The organism is Pseudomonas sp. 18058, from assembly GCF_902706155.1.
Classification (GTDB): Bacteria; Pseudomonadota; Gammaproteobacteria; order Pseudomonadales; family Pseudomonadaceae; genus Aquipseudomonas; species Aquipseudomonas rustica.
This window is the reverse complement of the sequence record NZ_CACSJY010000044.1, coordinates 18,237-39,725: the sequence shown is the minus strand read 5'-3', so window position 1 is coordinate 39,725 and position 21,489 is coordinate 18,237. Positions and strand designations below refer to the sequence as shown.

20 protein-coding genes are annotated in these 21,489 nt (G+C 60.3%); 13 read left to right on the top strand and 7 right to left on the bottom strand.

Annotated features, from left to right (window positions below):
* Positions 1 to 12 precede the first annotated feature (12 nt).
* Both eat and GVL50_RS21250 read right to left on the bottom strand, forming a co-directional pair.
* Positions 13 to 1,383, bottom strand: a complete 1,371-nt coding sequence (gene eat / locus GVL50_RS21255) for an ethanolamine permease (protein WP_159814968.1) — start codon at positions 1,381 to 1,383, stop codon at positions 13 to 15.
* A gap of 308 nt (positions 1,384 to 1,691) precedes the next feature.
* A complete protein-coding gene (locus GVL50_RS21250; RefSeq protein WP_008083670.1) occupies positions 1,692 to 3,212 on the bottom strand; it encodes an aldehyde dehydrogenase family protein in 1,521 nt (506 codons plus the stop codon).
* Between the two features lie 380 nt (positions 3,213 to 3,592).
* Here GVL50_RS21250 and GVL50_RS21245 point away from each other — a divergent pair, with 380 nt between their 5' ends.
* The 4 genes from GVL50_RS21245 (at position 3,593) to GVL50_RS21230 (ending at position 7,970) form a co-directional block, all read left to right on the top strand.
* Positions 3,593 to 5,503, top strand: a complete 1,911-nt coding sequence (locus GVL50_RS21245; RefSeq protein WP_159814967.1) for a sigma-54-dependent Fis family transcriptional regulator — start codon at positions 3,593 to 3,595, stop codon at positions 5,501 to 5,503.
* A 196-nt stretch (positions 5,504 to 5,699) separates the two neighbouring features.
* On the top strand, positions 5,700 to 7,049 hold the full coding sequence (gene mpl / locus GVL50_RS21240; protein WP_008083666.1) for a UDP-N-acetylmuramate:L-alanyl-gamma-D-glutamyl-meso-diaminopimelate ligase: 1,350 nt from the start codon (positions 5,700 to 5,702) through the stop codon (positions 7,047 to 7,049).
* Positions 7,046 to 7,693 carry a flavin prenyltransferase UbiX gene (gene ubiX, locus GVL50_RS21235; RefSeq protein WP_053124202.1) on the top strand — a complete coding sequence of 216 codons (648 nt, stop codon included), beginning with the start codon at positions 7,046 to 7,048 and terminating at the stop codon, positions 7,691 to 7,693. The genes mpl and ubiX overlap by 4 nt, the downstream gene beginning before the upstream one ends.
* Complete coding sequence (locus GVL50_RS21230; protein WP_159814966.1) at positions 7,686 to 7,970, top strand: YceK/YidQ family lipoprotein; 285 nt, start codon at positions 7,686 to 7,688, stop codon at positions 7,968 to 7,970. The genes ubiX and GVL50_RS21230 overlap by 8 nt, the downstream gene beginning before the upstream one ends.
* Before the next feature lie 127 nt (positions 7,971 to 8,097).
* Here the strand turns inward: GVL50_RS21230 and GVL50_RS21225 are convergent, their stop codons facing one another.
* The 3 genes from GVL50_RS21225 to GVL50_RS21215 form a co-directional block, all read right to left on the bottom strand.
* Complete coding sequence (locus GVL50_RS21225) at positions 8,098 to 8,739, bottom strand: oxidoreductase (protein ID WP_053124198.1); 642 nt, start codon at positions 8,737 to 8,739, stop codon at positions 8,098 to 8,100.
* Positions 8,740 to 8,766: 27 nt separating this feature from the next.
* Positions 8,767 to 10,494, bottom strand: a complete 1,728-nt coding sequence (locus GVL50_RS21220) for a C13 family peptidase (protein ID WP_053124196.1) — start codon at positions 10,492 to 10,494, stop codon at positions 8,767 to 8,769.
* A gap of 102 nt (positions 10,495 to 10,596) precedes the next feature.
* Entirely contained in the window at positions 10,597 to 11,052 is a 456-nt protein-coding gene (locus tag GVL50_RS21215) for a MaoC family dehydratase (RefSeq protein ID WP_034153755.1), read from the bottom strand.
* A gap of 191 nt (positions 11,053 to 11,243) precedes the next feature.
* Here GVL50_RS21215 and GVL50_RS21210 point away from each other — a divergent pair, with 191 nt between their 5' ends.
* The 3 genes from GVL50_RS21210 to GVL50_RS21200 are packed head-to-tail and all read left to right on the top strand — an operon-like array spanning position 11,244 to position 12,923.
* A complete protein-coding gene (locus tag GVL50_RS21210) occupies positions 11,244 to 11,606 on the top strand; it encodes a CidA/LrgA family protein (protein WP_159814965.1) in 363 nt (120 codons plus the stop codon).
* On the top strand, positions 11,606 to 12,322 hold the full coding sequence (locus tag GVL50_RS21205; protein ID WP_159814964.1) for an LrgB family protein: 717 nt from the start codon (positions 11,606 to 11,608) through the stop codon (positions 12,320 to 12,322). The genes GVL50_RS21210 and GVL50_RS21205 overlap by 1 nt, the downstream gene beginning before the upstream one ends.
* Positions 12,323 to 12,332: 10 nt before the next feature.
* Positions 12,333 to 12,923, top strand: coding sequence for an LON peptidase substrate-binding domain-containing protein (locus tag GVL50_RS21200; protein WP_053124190.1), 591 nt, complete (start codon positions 12,333 to 12,335; stop codon positions 12,921 to 12,923).
* Positions 12,924 to 13,046: 123 nt separating this feature from the next.
* Here GVL50_RS21200 and GVL50_RS21195 read toward each other — a convergent pair whose 3' ends face one another.
* Both GVL50_RS21195 and GVL50_RS21190 read right to left on the bottom strand, forming a co-directional pair.
* Entirely contained in the window at positions 13,047 to 14,363 is a 1,317-nt protein-coding gene (locus tag GVL50_RS21195) for a bifunctional DedA family/phosphatase PAP2 family protein (protein ID WP_159814963.1), read from the bottom strand.
* 193 nt (positions 14,364 to 14,556) lie between these two features.
* On the bottom strand, positions 14,557 to 15,255 hold the full coding sequence (locus tag GVL50_RS21190; RefSeq protein ID WP_159814962.1) for a DNA-3-methyladenine glycosylase: 699 nt from the start codon (positions 15,253 to 15,255) through the stop codon (positions 14,557 to 14,559).
* Positions 15,256 to 15,432: 177 nt separating this feature from the next.
* Here GVL50_RS21190 and GVL50_RS21185 point away from each other — a divergent pair, with 177 nt between their 5' ends.
* The 6 genes from GVL50_RS21185 to rodA all read left to right on the top strand — a co-directional run bounded on the left by GVL50_RS21185 (position 15,433) and on the right by rodA (position 21,480).
* Positions 15,433 to 16,704, top strand: coding sequence for a glutamate-5-semialdehyde dehydrogenase (locus GVL50_RS21185; protein ID WP_159814961.1), 1,272 nt, complete (start codon positions 15,433 to 15,435; stop codon positions 16,702 to 16,704).
* On the top strand, positions 16,673 to 17,395 hold the full coding sequence (gene nadD, locus GVL50_RS21180) for a nicotinate-nucleotide adenylyltransferase (RefSeq protein ID WP_159814960.1): 723 nt from the start codon (positions 16,673 to 16,675) through the stop codon (positions 17,393 to 17,395). The genes GVL50_RS21185 and nadD overlap by 32 nt, the downstream gene beginning before the upstream one ends.
* A gap of 72 nt (positions 17,396 to 17,467) precedes the next feature.
* On the top strand, positions 17,468 to 17,962 hold the full coding sequence (rsfS, locus tag GVL50_RS21175) for a ribosome silencing factor (RefSeq protein ID WP_053124176.1): 495 nt from the start codon (positions 17,468 to 17,470) through the stop codon (positions 17,960 to 17,962).
* A 9-nt stretch (positions 17,963 to 17,971) separates the two neighbouring features.
* Entirely contained in the window at positions 17,972 to 18,439 is a 468-nt protein-coding gene (gene rlmH / locus GVL50_RS21170; protein WP_003185785.1) for a 23S rRNA (pseudouridine(1915)-N(3))-methyltransferase RlmH, read from the top strand.
* Positions 18,440 to 18,449: 10 nt separating this feature from the next.
* Positions 18,450 to 20,345, top strand: a complete 1,896-nt coding sequence (gene mrdA, locus GVL50_RS21165; RefSeq protein ID WP_053124174.1) for a penicillin-binding protein 2 — start codon at positions 18,450 to 18,452, stop codon at positions 20,343 to 20,345.
* A gap of 31 nt (positions 20,346 to 20,376) precedes the next feature.
* Positions 20,377 to 21,480, top strand: a complete 1,104-nt coding sequence (gene rodA, locus GVL50_RS21160) for a rod shape-determining protein RodA (protein WP_053124173.1) — start codon at positions 20,377 to 20,379, stop codon at positions 21,478 to 21,480.
* Positions 21,481 to 21,489 lie beyond the last annotated feature (9 nt).

Genomic DNA, 21,489 nt, shown 5'->3' with positions numbered 1-21,489 from the left:
TTTATATGTCAGCTAGATACCTTCGAGCATAGCGTCTGTCGGTGCATCGGCGCGTTGCTTGGCGGTCAACTGGAAATACAGATAGCCAGCGGCCATAAAGGCAAGGAACACACAGCCGATCAGCGTGTTGAACCACGCCATCGCCACCAGACACACCACCGCCAGAAACAGTGCAATCGCCGGCACCACCGGATAACCCGGCGCACGGAAGGTGCGCTCCAGGTTTGGCTCGGTTTTGCGCAGTTTGAACAGGCTGAGCATGCTGATGATGTACATCACGATCGCGCCGAACACCGACATGGTGATCATCGCGGCGGTCAGGGTCATGCCTTGCAGGTTAACCAAACCATCGCTGTAGATTGCCGCAATGCCGATCACGCCACCGGCCAGAATCGCCCGGTGTGGGGTCTGGAAGCGCGAGAGTTTGGCCAGCCCCTTAGGCAGATAACCGGCGCGGGCGAGGGCGAAGAACTGCCGCGAGTAACCGAGGATGATCCCGTGGAAACTCGCCACCAGCCCGAACAGGCCAATCCACACCAGCATGTGCATCCACGTCGAGTTATTGCCGACCACGGCTTTCATCGCCTGCGGCAGCGGATCGTTGATGTTCGACAGCTGACGCCAGTCGCCAACGCCGCCAGCCATGACCATCACGCCGATGGCCAGAAATACCAGGGTCAGAATGCCGCTGACGTAAGCCTTGGGAATCGTCCGTTTCGGGTCCTTGGCCTCTTCGGCGGCCATCGCCGCGCCTTCGATGGCGAGGAAGAACCAGATCGCGAACGGTATCGCCGCGAAGATCCCGGGGATCGAGGCCATGGTGAATTCGTTGGAGCCCGACCAGCCATTCAATACAAAATTACTGAAGCTGAAGCCCGGCGCCACCACGCCCATGAATACTAAAAGCTCGGCAACGGCCAGCACTGTGACCACCAGTTCGAAGGTCGCGGCGATGCTGACGCCGAGTATATTCAGGGTCATGAACACGAAATACGCGCCGACCGCTGCAATCTTCGGATCAAGTTCCGGATATTGCACATTCAGGTAGGCGCCGATGGCCATGGCAATCGCCGGTGGCGCGAAGACAAACTCGATCAGCGTGGCGATGCCGGCGATCAATCCGCCTTTCTCACCGAACGCCCGACGGCTGTAGGCAAACGGCCCGCCGGCGTGTGGGATAGCGGTGGTCAATTCGGTGAAGCTGAAGATGAAGCAGGTGTACATGGTCGCGACCATCAACGCCGTGACCAGAAAACCCAAGGTGCCGGCGGTGCCCCAGCCGTAACTCCAGCCGAAGTACTCGCCGGAAATCACCAGGCCGACAGCAATGCCCCAGAGGTGCAGGGTGCCGAGTGTGGGTTTGAGCTGTGTGGTTGAAGTCATAAGTCCTCGCTGTCTTTTTATTGTTCGATTTTTTGGACTTTCGGGTGATGCGGTTGAGGTGGATGAGTGCTGTTCACGCAGCGGCAGTTTTGGTGCAAATCCTGAATAACGGGTACGCAAGGGCCGTGCCAGAGCGGCCAGGCTGTGAGTGTTGAGTCAGTCAGGACGCCTTCGCGAGCAAGCCCGCTCCCACAGGGGACTTGCGCTGATCCACACTGTTTGATTCTGCACAAATCCAATGTGGGAGCGGGCTTGCTCGCGAAAGCGATTGAAGGGGCGACACAGAAATATCCGTGTCGCCCGAAGGTTTAGAAGAAACCCAACGGATTGATGTCGTAGCTCACCAGCAGGTTTTTCGTTTGCTGATAGTGATCGAGCATCATCTTGTGCGTCTCACGCCCCACGCCGGACTTCTTGTACCCGCCAAACGCAGCATGCGCCGGATACAGGTGGTAGCAGTTGGTCCACACACGACCAGCCTTGATCGCGCGGCCCATGCGGTAGGCGCGGTTGATGTCGCGAGTCCACAGACCGGCGCCGAGGCCGAACTCAGTGTCGTTGGCGATCGCCAGCGCTTCGGCTTCGTCCTTGAACGTGGTGATGCTCACCACTGGCCCGAAGATTTCTTCCTGGAACACGCGCATCTTGTTGGTGCCCTTGAGCAGGGTCGGCTGGATGTAATAGCCGGTCGACAGATTGCCCTCGAGTTTTTCCACCTTGCCGCCGGTCAACAGCTCGGCGCCTTCGCCCTTGGCGATTTCCAGGTACGAAAGAATCTTGTCGAATTGTTGCTCAGAGGCCTGCGCGCCGACCATGGTGTCGGTGTCCAGTGGATCGCCACGTTTGATTTGCAGGACTTTCTTCATCACGACGGCCATGAACTCGTCGTAGATCGATTCCTGTACCAGTGCGCGCGATGGGCAGGTGCAGACTTCGCCTTGGTTGAAGAACGCCAGCACCAGACCTTCAGCGGCTTTCTCAATGAACGTCGGCTCGGCCTGCATGATGTCTTCGAAGAAGATGTTCGGCGACTTGCCACCTAGTTCCACGGTCGATGGAATGATGTTCTCTGCCGCGCATTTCATGATGTGCGAGCCAACCGGGGTCGAGCCGGTGAAGGCAATCTTGGCGATGCGTTTGCTGGTGGCCAGTGCTTCGCCGGCCTCTTTGCCATAGCCCTGAACAATGTTCAGTACGCCCGGCGGCAGCAGATCGCCGATCAGTTCCAGCAACACGGTGATGCCCAGCGGGGTTTGCTCGGCAGGCTTGAGCACCACGCAGTTACCGGCGGCCAGCGCTGGCGCGAGTTTCCACGCGGCCATCAGGATCGGGAAGTTCCACGGGATGATCTGCCCGACCACGCCCAGCGGTTCATGAATGTGATAGGCCACAGTGTTGCCGTCGATTTCGGCCGCGCTGCCTTCCTGGGCGCGCAGGCAGCCAGCGAAGTAGCGGAAATGGTCGGCAGCCAGCGGGATGTCGGCGTTCAGGGTTTCGCGGATGGCTTTGCCGTTGTCCCAGGTTTCGGTGATCGCCAGCAGTTCGAGGTTCTGTTCGATGCGGTCGGCGATTTTCAACAGGATCAGCGAGCGCGCCTGCACGGAAGTGGAGCCCCATGCATCGGCTGCGGCGTGAGCGGCGTCCAGTGCCTTGTCGATGTCTTCGGCAGTGGAGCGCGGGAATTCGGCAATCGGTTGGCCATTCACTGGCGAGGTGTTGGTGAAGTACTGACCTTTGACAGGCGCGACGAACTCGCCGCCGATGTAGTTACCGTACTTGCTCTTGAACGAGACTTTGGCGCCTTCAGTACCGGGGTGAGCGTAACGCATGATGATGTTCTCCTTGGCTTTGTACTTATTAGAGAAACGCGCAAGTGCGCTTGCTATAAGCGTAGAGCAAGGGTCGGGCCACCGCCGTGCGGAGCCGTGAAATCAAGGGGTTGGCAGGTTTTTGTCGGACGAGCGGAATGGCGCTGTGACGGTATCGGTACAGGAGGGGTGACAGTTTGTACCGCTTTTGGCGCAGCCTGTGACCGGGCAGTCTTGCCAGCATTGCAATGGTGCTTGAGCTGGAGGATGCTCAACCCACAGCAACCCCTGTAGGAGCTGCCGAAGGCTGCGTTCTTTTGATTTTGCTTTTTTGCAGATCAAGATCAAAAGATCGCAGCCTGCGGCAGCTCCTACACGGGGAATATGGAGAACAATAAGAAATGCACGACAACCATTTGAGTCGCCATGCCCAGCAGGTTCTCACCGTCAGTCAGGGCAAACCGCACCTGCACGGGCCCGGTGCTGATCCGTCGATCGCCCGCTCGTGGCTGCGCTGTCTTGAGGACTATCACCTCGACCCGGCGCTAAGCATCGCGCCGACCGTGCTTGAACACGGGCGTGTCCTCGAAAGCCGTGAGCGTTTGCAACAAGTCCTGCAGATCGCCGGCAATGAAATGAGCAGCCTCCATCAACAGCTTTCCGGCGCCGGCCATGCGGTGTTGCTGACCGACGCGCGCGGGGTGATCCTCAATTGCGTCACCGCACCCGCTGAACGGAAAATTTTCGAACGCGCCGGCCTCTGGCTCGGTGCCGACTGGAGCGAAGCCTGCGAAGGCACTAATGGCATCGGCACCTGCCTGGTCGAACGTCAGGCGCTGACCATTCATCAGGACGAACACTTTCGCGGTCGCCACACCGGCCTGACCTGTTCGGCGAGCCCGGTGTTTGATCCGCATGGCGAACTGCTGGCGGTGCTCGACGTGTCCTCGGCCCGTCACGATGTCTCGCGGCAGAGCCAGTTCCACACCATGGCGCTGGTCAATCTGTCGGCGAAGATGATCGAGAGCTGCTACTTCCTGCGCTGTTTCGATAACCAATGGTTGCTGCGTTTCCACTTGCAGGCCGAGTCGGTCGGGCTGTTCAGCGAAGGTTTGCTGGCGTTTGACGGCGAAGGGCGGATCAGCGCGGTTAATCAGAGTGCGCTGAACCTGCTCGGGCATATTCGCGGCGGGCTGCTCGGGAAACCGGTCGAGGCGTTCTTCGATTGTTCGCTGGATGAGTTGCTCGGCCGCGCCAGCGCGAATGCCAGCGCCAGTTGGCCGCTGCGCACCCGTGACGGGCGCCATCTGTTTGCTGTGTTGCGCGGTGAGTCGCGCAAACCTACGCCGCTCATGCCGCTGGCAAAAATTGTCGAAGCGCCGCGCCTGTCCGGGATCTGTCTGGGTGACGCCGCGCTGCAAGCGGACTTTCGCAAAGCACTGCGCGTGTTCGAGCGGGATGTGCCGCTGCTGATCAATGGCGAAACCGGCTCGGGTAAAGAAGCCTTTGCCAAAGCTGTACATCAAGCCAGTCAGCGCTCGGACAAAGCTTTTGTCGCGCTCAACTGTGCGGCGATTCCTGAAAGTCTGATTGAAAGCGAGCTGTTCGGTTATCGCGGCGGCAGTTTCACCGGCGCCCGCAAGGACGGTATGCGCGGCAAGTTGCAGCAGGCCGATGGCGGCACGTTGTTCCTCGATGAGATTGGCGATATGCCGTTGGCCTTGCAGACGCGTTTGTTGCGGGTGCTGGAGGATCGGCAGGTGGTGCCGATCGGTGGCGAACCGGAATCGGTCAACGTGCGCATCATCAGCGCGACGCACCGCAATCTGTTGGCGCGGGTTGAGGACGGCAGCTTTCGCGAGGATTTGTATTACCGCTTGAACGGGCTGGAAGTGGCGCTGCCGGCGCTACGTGAACGCAGTGATAAATCGCAGCTGCTGGATTTTCTGCTGGCCGAAGAGGCGGGCGGCGAAACGATCCTGATCGAAGAGCCGGCGCGGCAGGCGTTACTGGCGTTCAACTGGCCGGGGAATGTGCGGCAGTTGCGTAATGTGTTGCGCACGTTGGCGGCGTTGTGTGATGAGGGGCGGATCGGGGTGGACGATTTGCCGGTGATGATTCGGCAGGTGCGCCCACCAGTGGTAGAGTCCGCTCTGTCCGAGCAACCACTTGAAGATGCCGAACGATTGGCGTTGCTCAGTACACTGGAGCGCACGCGCTGGCATATGACCCACACCGCCGAGCAACTCGGCGTGAGTCGCAACACCCTCTACAGAAAGCTGCGCAAACACGGCATCGTCCGAACTGCATAAATCCCCCTGTAGGAGCTGCCGAAGGCTGCGATCTTTTGATCTTGTTATTTTCAAGATCAAAAGATCGCAGCCTCGTTGCACTCGTCAGCTCCTACAGGTGGGGTAGTGATCGTGGTGGTGGGTGATGGTGATCACCTAAAGAGTGCGATTTCCCCCTCCCTACGCTAACCTGCGGCCATGTTTTACGAGGTCGACTATGCACATTCATATTCTGGGTATCTGCGGGACTTTCATGGGCTCGATGGCGGTTCTGGCCAAAGAGCTGGGCCATCACGTGACCGGCTCCGACGCCAACGTCTATCCGCCGATGAGCACGCAGCTTGAAGCCCAAGGCATTCAACTGACGCAAGGTTACGACCCGGCGCAACTCGATCCGGCGCCGGATCTGGTAGTGATCGGCAACGCCATGTCGCGCGGCAATCCGGCGGTGGAATATGTGCTGAACAAAGGCCTGCCGTACGTTTCCGGCCCGCAGTGGCTGGCTGATCACGTGTTGCAAGGTCGCTGGGTGCTGGCGGTTGCCGGCACGCATGGCAAAACCACCACCAGCAGCATGCTCGCCTGGGTGCTGGAACACGCCGGCATGAGCCCGGGTTTTCTGATTGGTGGCGTGCCGCAGAATTTCTCGGTGTCGGCGCGACTGGGCGGTACACCGTTCTTCGTGATCGAAGCCGATGAGTACGACAGCGCGTTCTTCGACAAACGCTCGAAGTTCGTTCACTACCGTCCGCGCACCGCGATCCTCAATAACCTTGAGTTCGATCACGCCGACATCTTCCCGGATCTGCCGGCGATCGAGCGGCAATTCCATCACTTGGTGCGCACCATTCCGAGTGAAGGCCTGGTCATCCATCCGACCACCGAGCCTGCCTTGCAGCGGGTGATCGAAATGGGTTGCTGGACGCCGGTGCAGACCACCGGTGCTGGCGGGCAGTGGCAGGTCAAATTGCTCAGCGAAGACGGTTCGGCATTTGAGGTGATGTTCGAAGGCGTGTCGCAAGGCACTGTCGAGTGGGAACTGACCGGCCAGCACAACGTTGCCAACGCCTTGGCAGCTTTGGCAGCGGCGCGGCATGTTGGCGTGGTGCCATCGATGGGCATCGCCGGTTTGAGCGCGTTCAAAAACGTCAAACGTCGTATGGAGAAAGTCGCCGAAGTGCGCGGCATCACCATTTACGACGACTTCGCTCACCACCCGACCGCCATCGCCACGACTCTCGACGGCCTGCGCAAACGCATCGGCGATGCTCCACTGATCGCGATCATCGAACCGCGCTCCAACTCGATGAAGCTCGGCGCCCACCGTGACGGCTTGCCGGCCAGCGTGGTCGATGCCGACCAAGTGATCTGGTACGCCCCGGCCAACCTCGGCTGGGATCTGGCGGGCACCGCCGCGTTGTGCACCGTGCCGTCGATTGTCAGCGATTCGCTGGAAGGCATCATCGAGCGCGTGAAGAGCCAGGCTCAGCCCGGCACGCACGTGGTGATCATGAGCAACGGCGGCTTCGGCGGCCTGCACGGCAAACTCGCCGAGGCGCTGCAATGAACACTTTTTCGCAGGGCAACGGCCCGGAGCGCATCACGCTGGCGATGACCGGTGCCTCGGGCGCGCAGTACGGTTTGCGTCTGCTCGATTGTCTGGTGCGCGAAGATCGCGAAGTGCACTTTTTGATCTCCAAGGCTGCGCAGTTGGTGATGGCCACCGAGACTGATGTCACGCTGCCGCCGAAACCGCAGATGATGCAGGCGTTCCTCACCGAATACACCGGGGCGGCCGCCGGGCAGATTCGCGTGTACGGCAAGGAAGACTGGATGTCGCCGGTGGCTTCGGGCTCTGGCGCACCGGCAGCGATGGTCGTGGTGCCATGCTCGACGGGCACGTTGTCGGCGATTGCCACGGGCGCCTGCAACAATTTGATCGAACGCGCTGCTGATGTGACGTTGAAGGAGCGTCGCCAGTTGATTCTGGTGCCGCGTGAAGCGCCGTATTCGAGCATTCATCTGGAGCATATGCTCAAACTGTCGAACATGGGCGTGACCATTCTGCCGGCGTCGCCGGGTTTTTATCACCAGCCGCAGACGATTGATGATTTGATCGATTTCGTTGTGGCGCGGATTCTCAATCTGCTCGGTATTCCGCAGGACATGCTGCCGCGTTGGGGTGAGCATCATTTGAGCAGCGATGAATAAGCTGCTGCTGATCGGGCTGGTGGTGTTGCTGACCGGGTGCGCCACGGCGCGCACGCTGGATGCGGCGAAACCGGGCGCGCCGGTGGTGTACTCCGGGACGCGGCTGAATTTGTACGCGATGAATGGCGGGTGCTGCGCGATGGATCGGTTCGGGGCTGAAGCGCCGAGCTATCCGGGTGTGGATCTGCCGGGGAGTGCGTTGCTCGATACGCTGTTGTTGCCGTTGTCATTGCTGACGGTGATCGGCGTGAGTTTTCAGGCGACTGGCGGATTGTAGTTAGACAGATCGTTCCCACGCTCCGCGTGGTAACGCCTCCGGTGACGCTCTGCGTCACGTTTTGGGACGCAGAGCGTCCGTGGCTGCATTCCCACGCAGAGCGTGGGAACGATCATGCGGCGGAAGATTATTTGCCTAACTTGCGCAAATCATCCGACTCAATCACCCGAACCCCATCCTGTTCTTCCAGCGCCAATCGCCACATCGCCCGCGCCAGTTGGCACGCCTCGATGCCGCGATATTTACCCGGAATCAGCTTCGACAACGGGCCGGCCAACTGCTCGGCCAGTCGCGGCTCCGTGCGTTCGCCCAACAACAGCGAAGGCCGGCAAATGGTCAGCTGCGGCCAGTCCTGCGCGCGCAGTGCCTGCTCCATTTCGCCTTTGACGCGGTTATAGAAAACCGACGATTTCGGATCCGCGCCAATCGCGCTGATCACGATCAGATGCCGTGCGCCCATCTCCCGCGCGCGCTTGGCGAACGCCACGACCATGTCCAGATCGACCGCGCGAAACGCCGCTTCGGAGCCTGCCTGTTTGATCGTGGTGCCGAGGCAGCAATAGGCGATATCGACGCGGCCGCTGAGCTGCGGCAGAAACGCCTGCGGATCGCCGACCGGGTTTTCCAGGTGCGGATGTTCCGCCAGTGGCCGACGCGAAGGGGCTAGCACGCGTGAAATCGTTGGCTCGTTGAGCAAACGGTCGAGTAGATGTTCACCGGTCAAACCGGTGGCTCCGGCAAGCAATACGTGCTGAGGCGTCAAGTACATAGTGTCTCTCCCTTGATACTGTTCAGCTTAGTTGCTCTTTGTCGCTCCGTCGTTCAATGCAGCACTTTGCAAAGCTTTTCTTGCTTGTTGTTTGCGCAGCGTTTGCCAGTGCGACAGCACGGTTTTCGGCGCCCAGATCTGCGGCTCCGAGGCTTCGAAATTGTCCGCCAGTTCACGCTCGGCGACGGTGGCCTTGGCCAGTTTGAAGGCTTGCTCCAGATCATCGGTCTGGTTCAGTGCCTGGGCGAACAGTGCATCGCCGAAGTAGGTGAAGTTGGCCTCTTCCGAACAGCCGAAGGACACCCGATCGGCGCGCGAGGCGGTCATGATCAGCGTGCGTTCGTCTTTCAGCGCCGGGATGAAACCGCCGGAGTAGCACGAGGAAATCACGATGATCTTGTCGCGATTTTTCAGCGGCGCCAGCACTGCAGCGAGTTCGTCGGCGGGGAGGTCGGCCAGTTCCATGCGCGGTTGGTCGAGCACCAGTTCATGTTCGGCGGTGCCGTGGCTGGTCAGGTAGATAAACAGCAAATCTTCCGGGCCAGTACGTTCAGCGAGGGTTTGCGCGGCACGACGCAGGTTCTCGCGGGTGGCCATCGGCCGGTCGGCGAGGTGGTCGCGATGGTTGACCAGACGGATCTGGCCATAAGCACCGAAGCGCGTGCGGAGCATATTGGCGACGAAGTCCGATTCGCGCAGGAACACGCTTTGTTTGCCGTCGCCGCCAAGAGTCAGTGTGTACAACTCGACTGCCGGGGTTGACGCCGGGATGGCGGCCAACGCTTCATCGAGCAAACGGCCCTGAGCGAGCAAACCGAGTTCGAGGGTGTCGGGCAACAGCTTGCCATCGGCGTCACGCACGCGCTGGCCGTTGATCCAGGTGCCGCTCATGACGCTGCCATCGGTCAGCACCAGAGTGCCGCGCCCTGCGTAGCTGTCGTTGTCGAAACCACCGATGTAGAAACTGCCATCAGACAGATTCAAACGGCCCGGCCCGCTGAAGCGCCAATCGCTGAACGAGCCGATGTAATGGCTGCCGTCGGCGCCGATCAGTTCGCCCTTGCCGGTCAGCGCGCCTTCTTTGAACTGGCCGAGCCAGACATCGCCGTCAGCGTTTTCGTAGCGGCCCTTGCCGTGCAATTGATTGTTCTTGAAGCCGCCGACGTAGATGTCGCCGTCAGCGCTGTTGAACGTACCGTTGCCTTCCAGCTGACCGTTGACGAAATGCCCGCTGAACGTGTTGCCGCTGGAGTCGCCGCGCTGGCCTTCGCCGTTGGGTTTGCCGTGGGCGAACTGGCCTTGATAGGAGCTGCCGTCGTCCATTTCCAGACGACCGAGTCCGGAATACTGGTCAGCCTTGAACTCGCCACGGTAGGTCATGGCGTTTTCTTTCAGAGTGCCTTCACCGTCGCGTCGGCCCTGTTTGAAACCACCGGTGTAGCTGCTGGCGTTGGTGGTCAGGCTGCCCTGACCGTCGAACAGCCCTTGCTGAAACTGGCCGCGATAGACCTCGCCATTGCTGCCGTGCCATTCGCCCTGACCATGCCACTGACCTTTGTCGAATTGCCCGGCGTACCAACTGCCATTGGGATAATCGACGCGCCCCTGACCTTGCAGCAAGCCATCGACCAGTTCGCCACGATAGCGTCCGCCGTCCGGCAGGCGCGCATCCGGGGGCAACAGCGATTCGCCGTCGCCGCACGCGGTGAGCATCAGGGTCAAGGCAATGGGTGCGAGGGAAGCGAGTGAGCGCATAGCGGGATCCGGGCAATTAGGCGACCGAGTATGCCGCAGCTATGCGTCGCATATATAGAGACGTGACGCGAAACAGCGTGCGCTGCTTCGCATCCGGAACGCTTAGACGAAGCAGAGCGACAGTGGCTCAGCGATATAGGCCGGTTTGTCCGAGCCTTCTATCTCCAGCGTTGCGGTGGCTTTGAGCAACCACTGGCCGGGTTTTTTCTCGGTCACTTCGCCCAGATCGACCTTGAGCCGAACTTTCGAATTGACCTTCACTGGCTGGATGAAACGCACGCTGTCCAGACCGTAGTTGACGACCATCTTCACGCCTTGCGGCAGGACGAGGATGTCTTCCATCAATTTCGGGATCAGCGACAACGACAGGAAACCGTGGGCAATGGTGCTGCCGAATGGCGTTTGCGCGGCTTTGACCGGGTCGACGTGAATGAACTGATAATCCCCGGTGGCTTCGGCGAACAGGTTGATGCGCTCCTGATCGATGGTGAGCCATTCGGAACGTCCGAGTTCCTTGCCGACATAATCTTTGAGCTCTGCAACTGGAACGTAGGGCATTGAGACTCTCCTTGGGTTCATCGGTTTTATAGTTTTTCAGGTGGGGGATTTGACCGCCCTGCGAACCACTGTAGATCAACATGGCAATTTGCTCCGGTCAACTGACCATGCTTTTGGCGAATGCCGATCCATAGCGCAGGCGTGCTTATAATGCCGGCGATGAACGGGAGAGAGACGGGGAGAGAAGTCGGATGTTGTTACGTGGCCTGACCATGCTGGTGCTGTTTCAATTGATCGGCACGGCACTCAATCATTTGCTGTTGCCGGTGCTGCCGGGGCCGATTATCGGCCTGCTGCTGTTGCTGATCTTCCTGATCATTCGCGGTGAAGTCGGCGAACCGCTGAACCTCGCGGCCGGCAGTCTGCTGCGTTATCTGCCGTTGCTGCTGGTGCCGCCAGCGGTGGGGGTGATGGTGTATGCGAGCGACATTGCCGCTGATTTTTGGGCAATCGCCGGTGCGCTGGTGTTGTCGCTGGTCTTGTCGATGGCCTTCGCAGGTGTGCTGATGCAGCGCATGGTCAAGCGTCACGCGCCGCCGTCGGAGGAGTCCTGATGCTCTTCGATTGGCAAGGTGCCTGGGCCTCCGTAATCCATCATCCATTGTTCGGCATCGGCATCACCCTCGGCGCCTATCAACTGGTGCTGGCGGCGTTCGAGAAAACCCGCTGGATCTTTCTGCAACCGGTGCTGGTCTCCATGCTGTTGGTGATCGGCGTATTGCTCGGCTGCGGCCTGACCTACGCCGAATACCGCAAGAGCACCGAGATCCTCAGCATTCTGCTCGGCCCGGCGACCGTGGCACTGGCGGTGCCGCTGTATCTCAACCTGCGGCGCATTCGCCAATTGTTCTGGCCGATTTTTACTACGCTGGTGATAGGCGGGGTGGTCGCTACCGGCATGGGCGTGCTGTTGGGCTGGTGGTTCGGCGCCGAGCACATGATCTTGATGACCATGGCGCCGAAGTCGGTGACCTCGCCGATCGCCATGCTGGTCGCCGAACAGATCGGCGGCGTCGCGGCGCTGGCGGCGGTGTTTGTGTTGATCACCGGGGTGATCGGCGCGATCTTCGGCCCGGCGCTGTTGACCCGTTTGGGTGTACACAGCCCCGAAGCGCGCGGCATGGCGCTGGGCATGACCGCCCACGCGGTCGGCACCTCGGTGGCGTTGCAGGAAAGTGATGAGTGCGGCGCGTTTGCGGCGCTGGCGATGAGTCTGATGGGCGTGGCCACGGCGGTGTTCTTGCCGTTGGCGGTGTCGATGGTGGTGTAAGGAAATGTCTATGAGTCTGCCGCTTTTTCCGCTGAACACAGTGCTGTTTCCCGGCTGCAACCTCGACTTGCAGATCTTCGAGGCGCGCTACCTCGATATGATCGGCCGCTGCATGAAGCAGGGCGGCGGTTTCGGCGTGGTGTGCATTCTGCAGGGCAGCGAAGTCGGGCTGGCGCCGGAGGGCTATGCGCTGGTCGGTTGCGAGGCGCGCATCACCGATTTCCAGCAACAGGACAACGGCTTGCTGGGGATTCGCGTGCAGGGCGGGCGGCGTTTCAACGTGTTGCGCACTGAAGTGCAGCGCGATCAGTTGATTCTTGCCGACGTCGAATGGCTCGACGATGAACCCGAGCAACCGCTACAGGACGAGGACGCCGATCTGGTCGCGCTGCTCAAAGCGCTGGCCGAACACCCGATGGTCGAAGCGCTGAACATGGGCACTGATGCGCTCGGTCAGCAGTCGTTGGCCAATCAGCTGGCGTATCTGCTGCCGTTCGCCGAAGAAGACAAGATCGATCTGCTGCAACTCGACGATCCGCAACAGCGACTGGATGCGATCCAGGCGCTGCTTGATGAGTTGCAGGGCGAGTTGTTTGCCTGAAACATCGTAAAAGATCGCAGCCTGCGGCAGCTCCTACACTGTTTGATTTCACATGCGCGCGATGTATCGGGCGTGAAATGAAATCCCATGTAGGAGCTGCCGAAGGCTGCGATCTTTTGATCTTCAATACGCGTAACGCAACATCGTGTTCGGCAAATGCCTAAACACAAACAAACTGAACAACACCAGCAACGCCGGCAGAACCAGCCACCAGACCTTGAACGGCATGGCATTCAGCGGCTCTTTACGCTGGCTCAACCACAACCCCGCCGCACACACGCACGCCGCGAGCATCGCGCCGGCCAGAATGTCCGTCGGCCAATGCGCGCCCAGATACACCCGCGACAAGGCAATCGACAGAGCCGGAATGCAACCGACAAACAGCCAGGTCAGGCGCATGCGTGGCGGTTGGCCGCGACCAGCCAACACCGCGAGCACCAGAAACAGCGCGAACGACCCCGACGCGTGGCCGCTCGGCATGCTGTAACTGGTCAGCGGATCACTCAGTACTTCCGGACGCACCCGGGCAAAAAACATCTTGGTGCCGGTATTGAGCATCGCTGTGCAGAGCAACACGCCGCCGGCAAAGATTGCCTGGCGCCATTGCCGGCACAGCAGCAACAGACCGGTGAGCAGGGCGCTGAACATCAGCATGTTGCGGAATTCGCCGATCAGGGTGAACGTCACCGCGATCTCATCGAGCAGCGGCTGGCGATGTTCCTGCACCAGCGTCATCACGCCTTGGTCGAGCGCCGTCAGGTACGGGTAACCAAGGAACAGGCCAATCAGAATCAACAGGCTCATGCTGCTGATCCAGATCGTCGCGCGACGATGGCGGCGCAGGCTGCTGTTGACGCTGAGGCCGACCATGACCGCAATGCTCGCGGCGACAATCCCGGCCTGTAGCCAGAAACCTTCCGGCAGCGGCAGACGAATCGCCGCGCCAGTGGCCCAGCCTGGCAGCAGATAGGCGACGCTCCAGCCGGCGGCGGCCAGCAGACTGACGGCGGCAAAACGCGGGAACGGCATGTCGCACATGCCGGCGACCATTGGCAGCATTGGTCGCAATGGGCCGATAAAGCGACCGACCAGCAAACTGGCGATGCCATAACGCTGGAAATAGCTTTCTGCGCCGGCCATCCATTCCGGGTGATGGCGCAAGCCCGGCAGACGGCGGATGTTCTGGTGGAAGTGGCGACCGAGGAAATACGAAATCGCATCGCCGAGAATCCCGCCGAGGAAACCCAGCAGCAAGGTTTCGCTCAACGACAGCGCACCGCTGCCGGCCGCCACGGCCACGGCAAACAACAACACCGTGCCGGGCACGATCAATCCGGCAATCGCCAGGCATTCCACGCAGGCAACAATGAACACCGCTACGGCCAGCCACTGCGGATTGGCCGCCAGCCAACCGGTCACGCTATCGAGCCATGGGCCCATAAAACCACTCCATCAAAACTTCAATTGATCCCCAAGGATGCAGGCAATCTTCAACAGCACTCAGTTCCCTTGTGGGAGCGGGCTTGCTCGCGAAGGCGCTGGGTCATTCAACTTATGCGTTTCTGACACGGCCTCTTCGCGAGCAAGCCCGCTCCCACATGGGGATTTCATTTATTTCAAAATTTGTGTCATTTCACGGCAGCAAAAAATAATCCCGGCCTTCGACCTGACCGCGGCGCAGCGGGTTCCGCGTGCACCATTGCGCATAAGCGGCGTCGACGAAGCGGTACATCAGGTGTTCGTCACGGCCATGGGGGATGCCCAGTCGCGTGGTTTGAATGATCTGCGAGGGCGCCGGGCCGGTGTCTTCGACCAGGATCAGTTCATGATCGAAACGTTTGGCGTCCCACATCGGCACCTTTAACCCCAGCGCCTTGCACAGCAAAGTCTGCCCGGCACAGAGTTTCTGCGACGGTCGCGCACGCCCTTGAGCGTCAGGATTGTTCAGCAGCATCTGCGCCAGACTCGCCGGCCCGCTGACTTCATCGACCCACGGATAGGCCGATTTGATCAGCACCGCATTGCCCGGCCCTTGCGCGCTGAAGTTCAGCGAATCACCGCCACGGGCGTAATACATATAGATGTGTCCGCCATCCAGAAACAAAGCCTTACGCTTTTCCGTGTAGCCGAGCGAGGCATGGCTGCCTTTTTCCGCGCAGTAATAGGCTTCGGTTTCGATGATCCGCGCGCTCAGCCAAAGACCGCCCACGCGATGGCGAATGACTTTGCCGAGCAGATCCTTGGCGAGAACTTGTGCGTCACGGTCGAAAAAAGCGTCGGCAAGCCCCGCAGGCTGGCGCTCGGCGCTGGCGCGAACAGTCAGGTTGGACATGGCAAGCGATGTTTATCCGGGCTGATGAGGTCGTGATGATAACAATTCAATGCTTAATTACGGCTGAACGTCGGCAAATTGCAGTCCATTTCGACCATCCGCCTGTCACCGCTGTTAGTCCCGGGACGCGACAGCTATAATCTGCCGCTTTCCTCTTTGCCAAGACCCCAGCAGACCATGACTGAGTCCGTTCTTGACTACATGACCCGATTGGGTCGCGCCGCCCGCGAAGCTTCCCGGGTCATCGGCCGTGCCAGCACCGCGCAGAAAAACCGCGCCCTGCAGGCTGCTGCCAATGCCTTGGACGCCGCTCGCGCCGAGCTTGCTGCAGCCAATGAGCAGGATCTGGCCGCCGGTCGCGCCAATGGTCTGGAACCGGCACTGCTGGAGCGTCTGGAACTGACCCCGGCGCGTATCGACGGCATGATCGTCGGTCTGCGTCAGGTGGCTGCGCTGCCGGATCCGGTCGGCGCGATCCGTGACATGAGTTTCCGTCCGTCGGGCATTCAAGTCGGCAAGATGCGCGTGCCGCTGGGCGTGATCGGGATCATCTACGAGTCCCGGCCCAACGTGACCATTGATGCCGCCAGTCTGTGCCTGAAGTCCGGCAACGCGACGATTCTGCGTGGTGGTTCCGAAGCGATTCACTCCAACCGGGCGATTGCCGCGTGCATTCAGCGCGGACTGGCCGAGGCCGAACTGCCCGCCGCCGTGGTGCAAGTGGTCGAAACCACCGACCGTGCCGCCGTTGGCGCGATGATCGCAATGCCCGAGTACGTCGACGTGATCGTGCCGCGCGGAGGCCGTGGCCTGATCGAACGCATCAGCCGCGATGCCCGTGTGCCGGTGATCAAGCATCTGGACGGCATCTGCCATGTTTACGTGAGTGCCCACGCCGATCTGGCGAAAGCCCAGCGCATTGCCTTCAACGCCAAGACTTATCGTTACGGTATTTGCGGTGCGATGGAGACGTTGCTGGTCGATCAAACTGTTGCCAAGGATTTCCTGCCAGCGATGGCCGCCCAGTTCCGCGTAAAAGGCGTCGAGCTGCGTGGCTGCGAGCGCACCCGGGCAATCATCGAAGCAGTCGCGGCCAGCGAAGAAGACTGGAACACTGAATATCTGGCGCCGATTTTGTCGATCCGCGTGGTCGACGGGCTGGATCAGGCAATTGAACACATCAACCATTACGGCTCGCATCACACCGACTCGATCGTCAGCGAAAACCTCGCCGACACCCGTCGGTTTGTGGCGGAAGTCGACTCGGCGTCGGTGATGATCAACACCCCGACGTGCTTCGCCGATGGATTTGAATACGGATTGGGTGCCGAGATCGGCATTTCTACTGATAAGCTGCACGCCCGCGGCCCGGTGGGCCTCGAAGGACTGACCTGCGAGAAGTACATCGTGGTCGGTGATGGCCAGTTGCGCGGCCAGGCGACGGTCTGACTTGACCGACCTCGACCTGACCACGGTGCCCGCCGGCAGCGACGTTCGACCTCAACGCATTGGCGTTCTGGGCGGCACGTTCGACCCGGTGCACATCGGCCATTTGCGCGGTGGGCTGGAAGTCGCCGAAGCGCTGGCGCTCGACGAGTTGCGCTTGATGCCGAACGCGCGGCCACCGCATCGCGGCATGCCGCAGGTGTCGGCGCAGGATCGGCTGGCGATGGTTGAATGCGCAGTGGCCGGCGTGCCGCCACTGGTGGTGGACGCCCGTGAGTTACAGCGGGACAAGCCGTCCTGGACTATTGATACCCTGGAGTTGATGCGCGCCGAAATGCCCGCCGAGACCCAGGTTTTTCTGCTTTTGGGCTGGGACGCATTTTGCGGCCTGCCCACTTGGCATCGCTGGGAAGAGTTGCTCCAGCATTGCCACATCCTGGTGCTACAGCGCCCGGACGCCGACAGCGAACCGCCGGATGCCTTGCGCAACCTGCTGGCAGCGCGTTCGGTGAGCGACCCGCTGGCCCTGAAAGGGCCGAGCGGACAGATTGCATTCGTCTGGCAGACACCGCTCGCGGTTTCCGCCACCCAGATCCGTCAACTGCTGGCCAGCGGTAAGTCGGTACGTTTCCTGGTGCCCGACGCGGTCCTGGCCTACATCGATGCGCACGGTCTATACCGTGCGTCGAACTGAACAAGGCGTGCTTCACTGATACGAATCACCGTGTCCCCAAGCCGCCGAATACACGAGCAAAACGAGTTTTATATGACTGACAAAGACGTAAGCAAAGTTAAGCGCAAAGGCACGTTCAAGAGCGCACCGCTGCCGGTCGAAGTAAAAACCGGCCCAGAGCTGGCTGGCGAAGAGCTGGTCAAAGTCGCTGTCGCTGCCCTTGAAGACGTCAAGGCGCAAGACATCCAGATCCTGGATGTTCGCGACAAGCAAAGCATCACCGACTTCATGATCATCGCCACCGGTACCTCCAACCGCCAGATCGGCGCGATGCTGGACAAGGTTCGCGAAGCGGTCAAAGCCCAGGGCGTCAAGCCATTGGGTGAAGAAGGCAAGGGCGACAGCGACTGGGTTCTGCTGGATATGGACGACGTGATCGTGCACATGATGACCGCCTCGGCGCGTCAGTTCTACGACCTGGAGCGTCTGTGGGCCGGCGCCGAGCAAAGCCGTGCGGCCGATGCAAAGCATCACAGCCCGGAAAACACCCACGAGCATTTCACCAAGCTCAACAAAGACCAGCTGTAAGGGATTGCTGTGCGACTGCGCCTGATCGCCGTCGGTTCACGCATGCCCAAATGGGTGGAAGAAGGCTGGCATGAATATGCCAAGCGTCTTCCTTCCGAGCTGGCGCTGGAACTGGTGGAAATTCCGCTCAACACCCGTGGCAAGAATGCCGACGTGGCCCGCTTCATCCGTCAGGAAGGCGAAGCCATGCTGGCCAAGGTCGGGCCGAATGAGCGAATTGTGACCCTCGAAGTCCATGGCAAGCCCTGGAGCACCGAGCAGCTTGCGGTCGAACTCGATCGTTGGCGGCTGGATTCGCGCACGGTCAATTTCATGGTCGGTGGCCCGGAAGGGCTGGCGCCGGAAGTCTGTGCCCGCGCTGATCAACGCTGGTCGTTGTCGCCGCTGACGTTGCCGCACCCGCTGGTGCGGATTCTGATCGGCGAACAGTTGTACCGTGCCTGGACCGTGCTGTCCGGTCACCCTTACCACAAGTAATCCTGCCCTCATGTCTCAGCCGATCCGCATCAAGGACCACGAAAAGGACGCACGCCTGGTGCGTAGTCGCGTCGTGTTCGGGGCCGTGGCGATTGTGCTGTTGATTGGCGTGTTGATCGCGCGGCTGTATTACTTGCAGGTCATCCAGTACGACTACCACTCGACGCTCTCGGAAAACAACCGCGTCCATGTGCAGCCGATTCCGCCTACGCGCGGTTTGATTTTCGACCGCAACGGCGTGGTGGTGGCGGACAACCGTCCGAGCTTCAGCCTGAGCATGACCCGCGAGCGTTCCGGCGACTGGCAGCAGGTGCTCGACGTCATCGTCGAAGTGCTTGAGCTGACGCCGGAAGACCGGGTGATTTTCGAAAAGCGCATGCGTCAGGGGCGCCGGCCGTTCGAGCCAGTGCCGATCCTGTTCGAGCTGAGCGAAGAACAGATCGCCCGCATCGCGGTGAATCAGTTCCGTCTGCCGGGCGTCGAAGTGGTGGCGCAATTGGTTCGTCACTACCCGCAGGGCGCGCATTTTGCGCACTCGGTGGGTTACATGGGGCGGATCAACGAGAAAGAGCTGAAGAGCCTCGATCCGGTCAACTACAGCGGCACCCACCACATCGGCAAGACCGGCATCGAGCGTTTCTACGAGCCGGAATTGCACGGTCAGGTCGGTTACGAAGAAGTGGAAACCAACGCCCGTGGCCGCGTGTTGCGCGTGCTCAAGCGTACCGATCCGATTCCCGGCAAAGACATCGTTCTGAGCCTGGACATCAAACTGCAGGAAGCCGCCGAAGCCGCACTGGGCGGTCGTCGTGGCGCGGTGGTTGCGCTCGATCCGAAGACCGGCGAAGTGCTGGCGATGGTCAGTCAGCCGAGCTTCGACCCGAACCTGTTCGTCACCGGCATCAGCTTCAAGGCTTACGCCGAGTTGCGCGATTCCATCGACCGGCCGCTGTTCAACCGTGTACTGCGTGGTCTGTACCCGCCGGGCTCGACGATCAAGCCAGCGGTGGCGATTGCCGGCCTCGATTCCGGGGTGATCACCGCGTCGAGCCGAGTGTTCGATCCGGGCTACTACATGCTGCCCAACTACGATCACAAATACCGTAACTGGAACCGCACCGGTGACGGCTTCGTTGACCTCGACACGGCGATCATGCGTTCCAACGACACCTATTTCTATGACCTGGCGCACAAGCTCGGCATCGATCGGTTGTCGGCTTACATGAACAAGTTCGGCATTGGCCAGAAGGTCTCGCTGGACATGTTCGAAGAATCCCCCGGCCTGATGCCATCGCGCGAATGGAAGCGAGCGACGCGCAAGCAGGCCTGGTTCCCGGGCGAAACCCTGATCCTCGGGATCGGCCAGGGCTACATGCAATCGACCCCGCTGCAACTGGCGCAAGCCACCGCGCTGGTCGCCAACAAAGGCATCTGGAACCGTCCGCACCTGGCCAAATCCCTCGAAGGGCAGAAACCGGTGGACGAAAACCCGATGCCAGACATTGTTCTGCGCGATCCGTCGGACTGGAACAAGGTCAACCACGGCATGCAGCAAGTGATGCATGGCGCGCGGGGGACTGCGCGTAAAGCCGCGATCGGCGCGCAATACCGTATTGCCGGCAAGTCCGGTACCGCGCAGGTTGTCGCGATCAAGCAGGGTGAGAAGTACGACCGCTCCAAGGTTCAGGAGCGCCACCGCGACCACGCCTTGTTCGTCGGTTTTGCCCCGGCTGACGATCCGCGAATCGTTGTTTCGGTGATGGTCGAGAACGGTGAGTCCGGTTCCGGCGTTGCCGCGCCCGTAGTGCGTCAGGTCATGGACGCCTGGCTGCTCGATCCCGAAGGTCGATTGAAGGCCGAATACGCCAGCCCAATCAGTGCGGAGGCTACGGCCCGTGATGAATAATTTTGATCGCATGCTCTCCAGCGAGGATGTGATGCGTCGTCGTGCGACGTTGCTGCAACGTCTGCACATCGATGGCCCGTTGTTGATTCTGTTGCTGATCCTCGCCGCCGGCAGCCTGTTCGTGCTGTATTCAGCGAGTGGCAAGAGCTGGGATCTGCTGGCCAAACAAGCCACCTCGTTTGGCATCGGCCTGGTGTCGATGATCGTCATCGCCCAGCTCGAACCGCGGTTCATGGCGCGTTGGGTGCCGCTCGGTTATGTGGTCGGGGTGGTGCTGCTGATGGTCGTGGACATCATGGGCCACAACGCCATGGGCGCAACGCGCTGGATCAACATCCCCGGGGTGATCCGCTTCCAGCCCTCGGAATTCATGAAGATCCTGATGCCGGCGACCATTGCCTGGTACCTGTCCAAACGCACGTTGCCACCGCAACTCAAACACGTCGGTATCAGCCTGATGCTGATCGGTGTGCCGTTTGTGCTGATCGTCCGTCAGCCTGACCTCGGCACATCGCTGCTGATTCTTGCTGGCGGCGCTTTCGTATTGTTTATGGGTGGCTTGCGCTGGCGCTGGATTCTGAGCGTGCTGGCGGCGGCGATTCCGGTGTCGGTGGCGATGTGGTTTTTCATCATGCACGACTACCAGAAGCAACGGATCCTGACGTTCCTCGACCCGGAAAGCGATCCGTTGGGCACCGGCTGGAACATCATTCAGTCGAAAGCAGCCATCGGTTCCGGTGGCGTGTTCGGCAAAGGCTGGCTGCTCGGTACTCAGTCTCACTTGGATTTTCTGCCGGAAAGCCACACCGACTTCATCATTGCTGTACTGGGCGAAGAGTTCGGCCTGGTGGGCATCTGCGCGTTGTTGCTGATCTATTTATTGCTGATTGGCCGGGGGCTGGTGATCACCGCTCAGGCGCAAACGCTGTTCGGTAAACTGCTTGCCGGTTCGTTGACCATGACGTTTTTTGTTTACGTTTTCGTCAACATCGGTATGGTCAGTGGCCTGTTGCCGGTTGTAGGGGTGCCGTTGCCGTTCATTAGCTACGGAGGAACTTCGCTGGTGACGCTGCTGTCAGCGTTTGGGGTTTTGATGTCGATCCATACCCATCGCAAGTGGATCGCACAGGTTTGAATAAGGTGA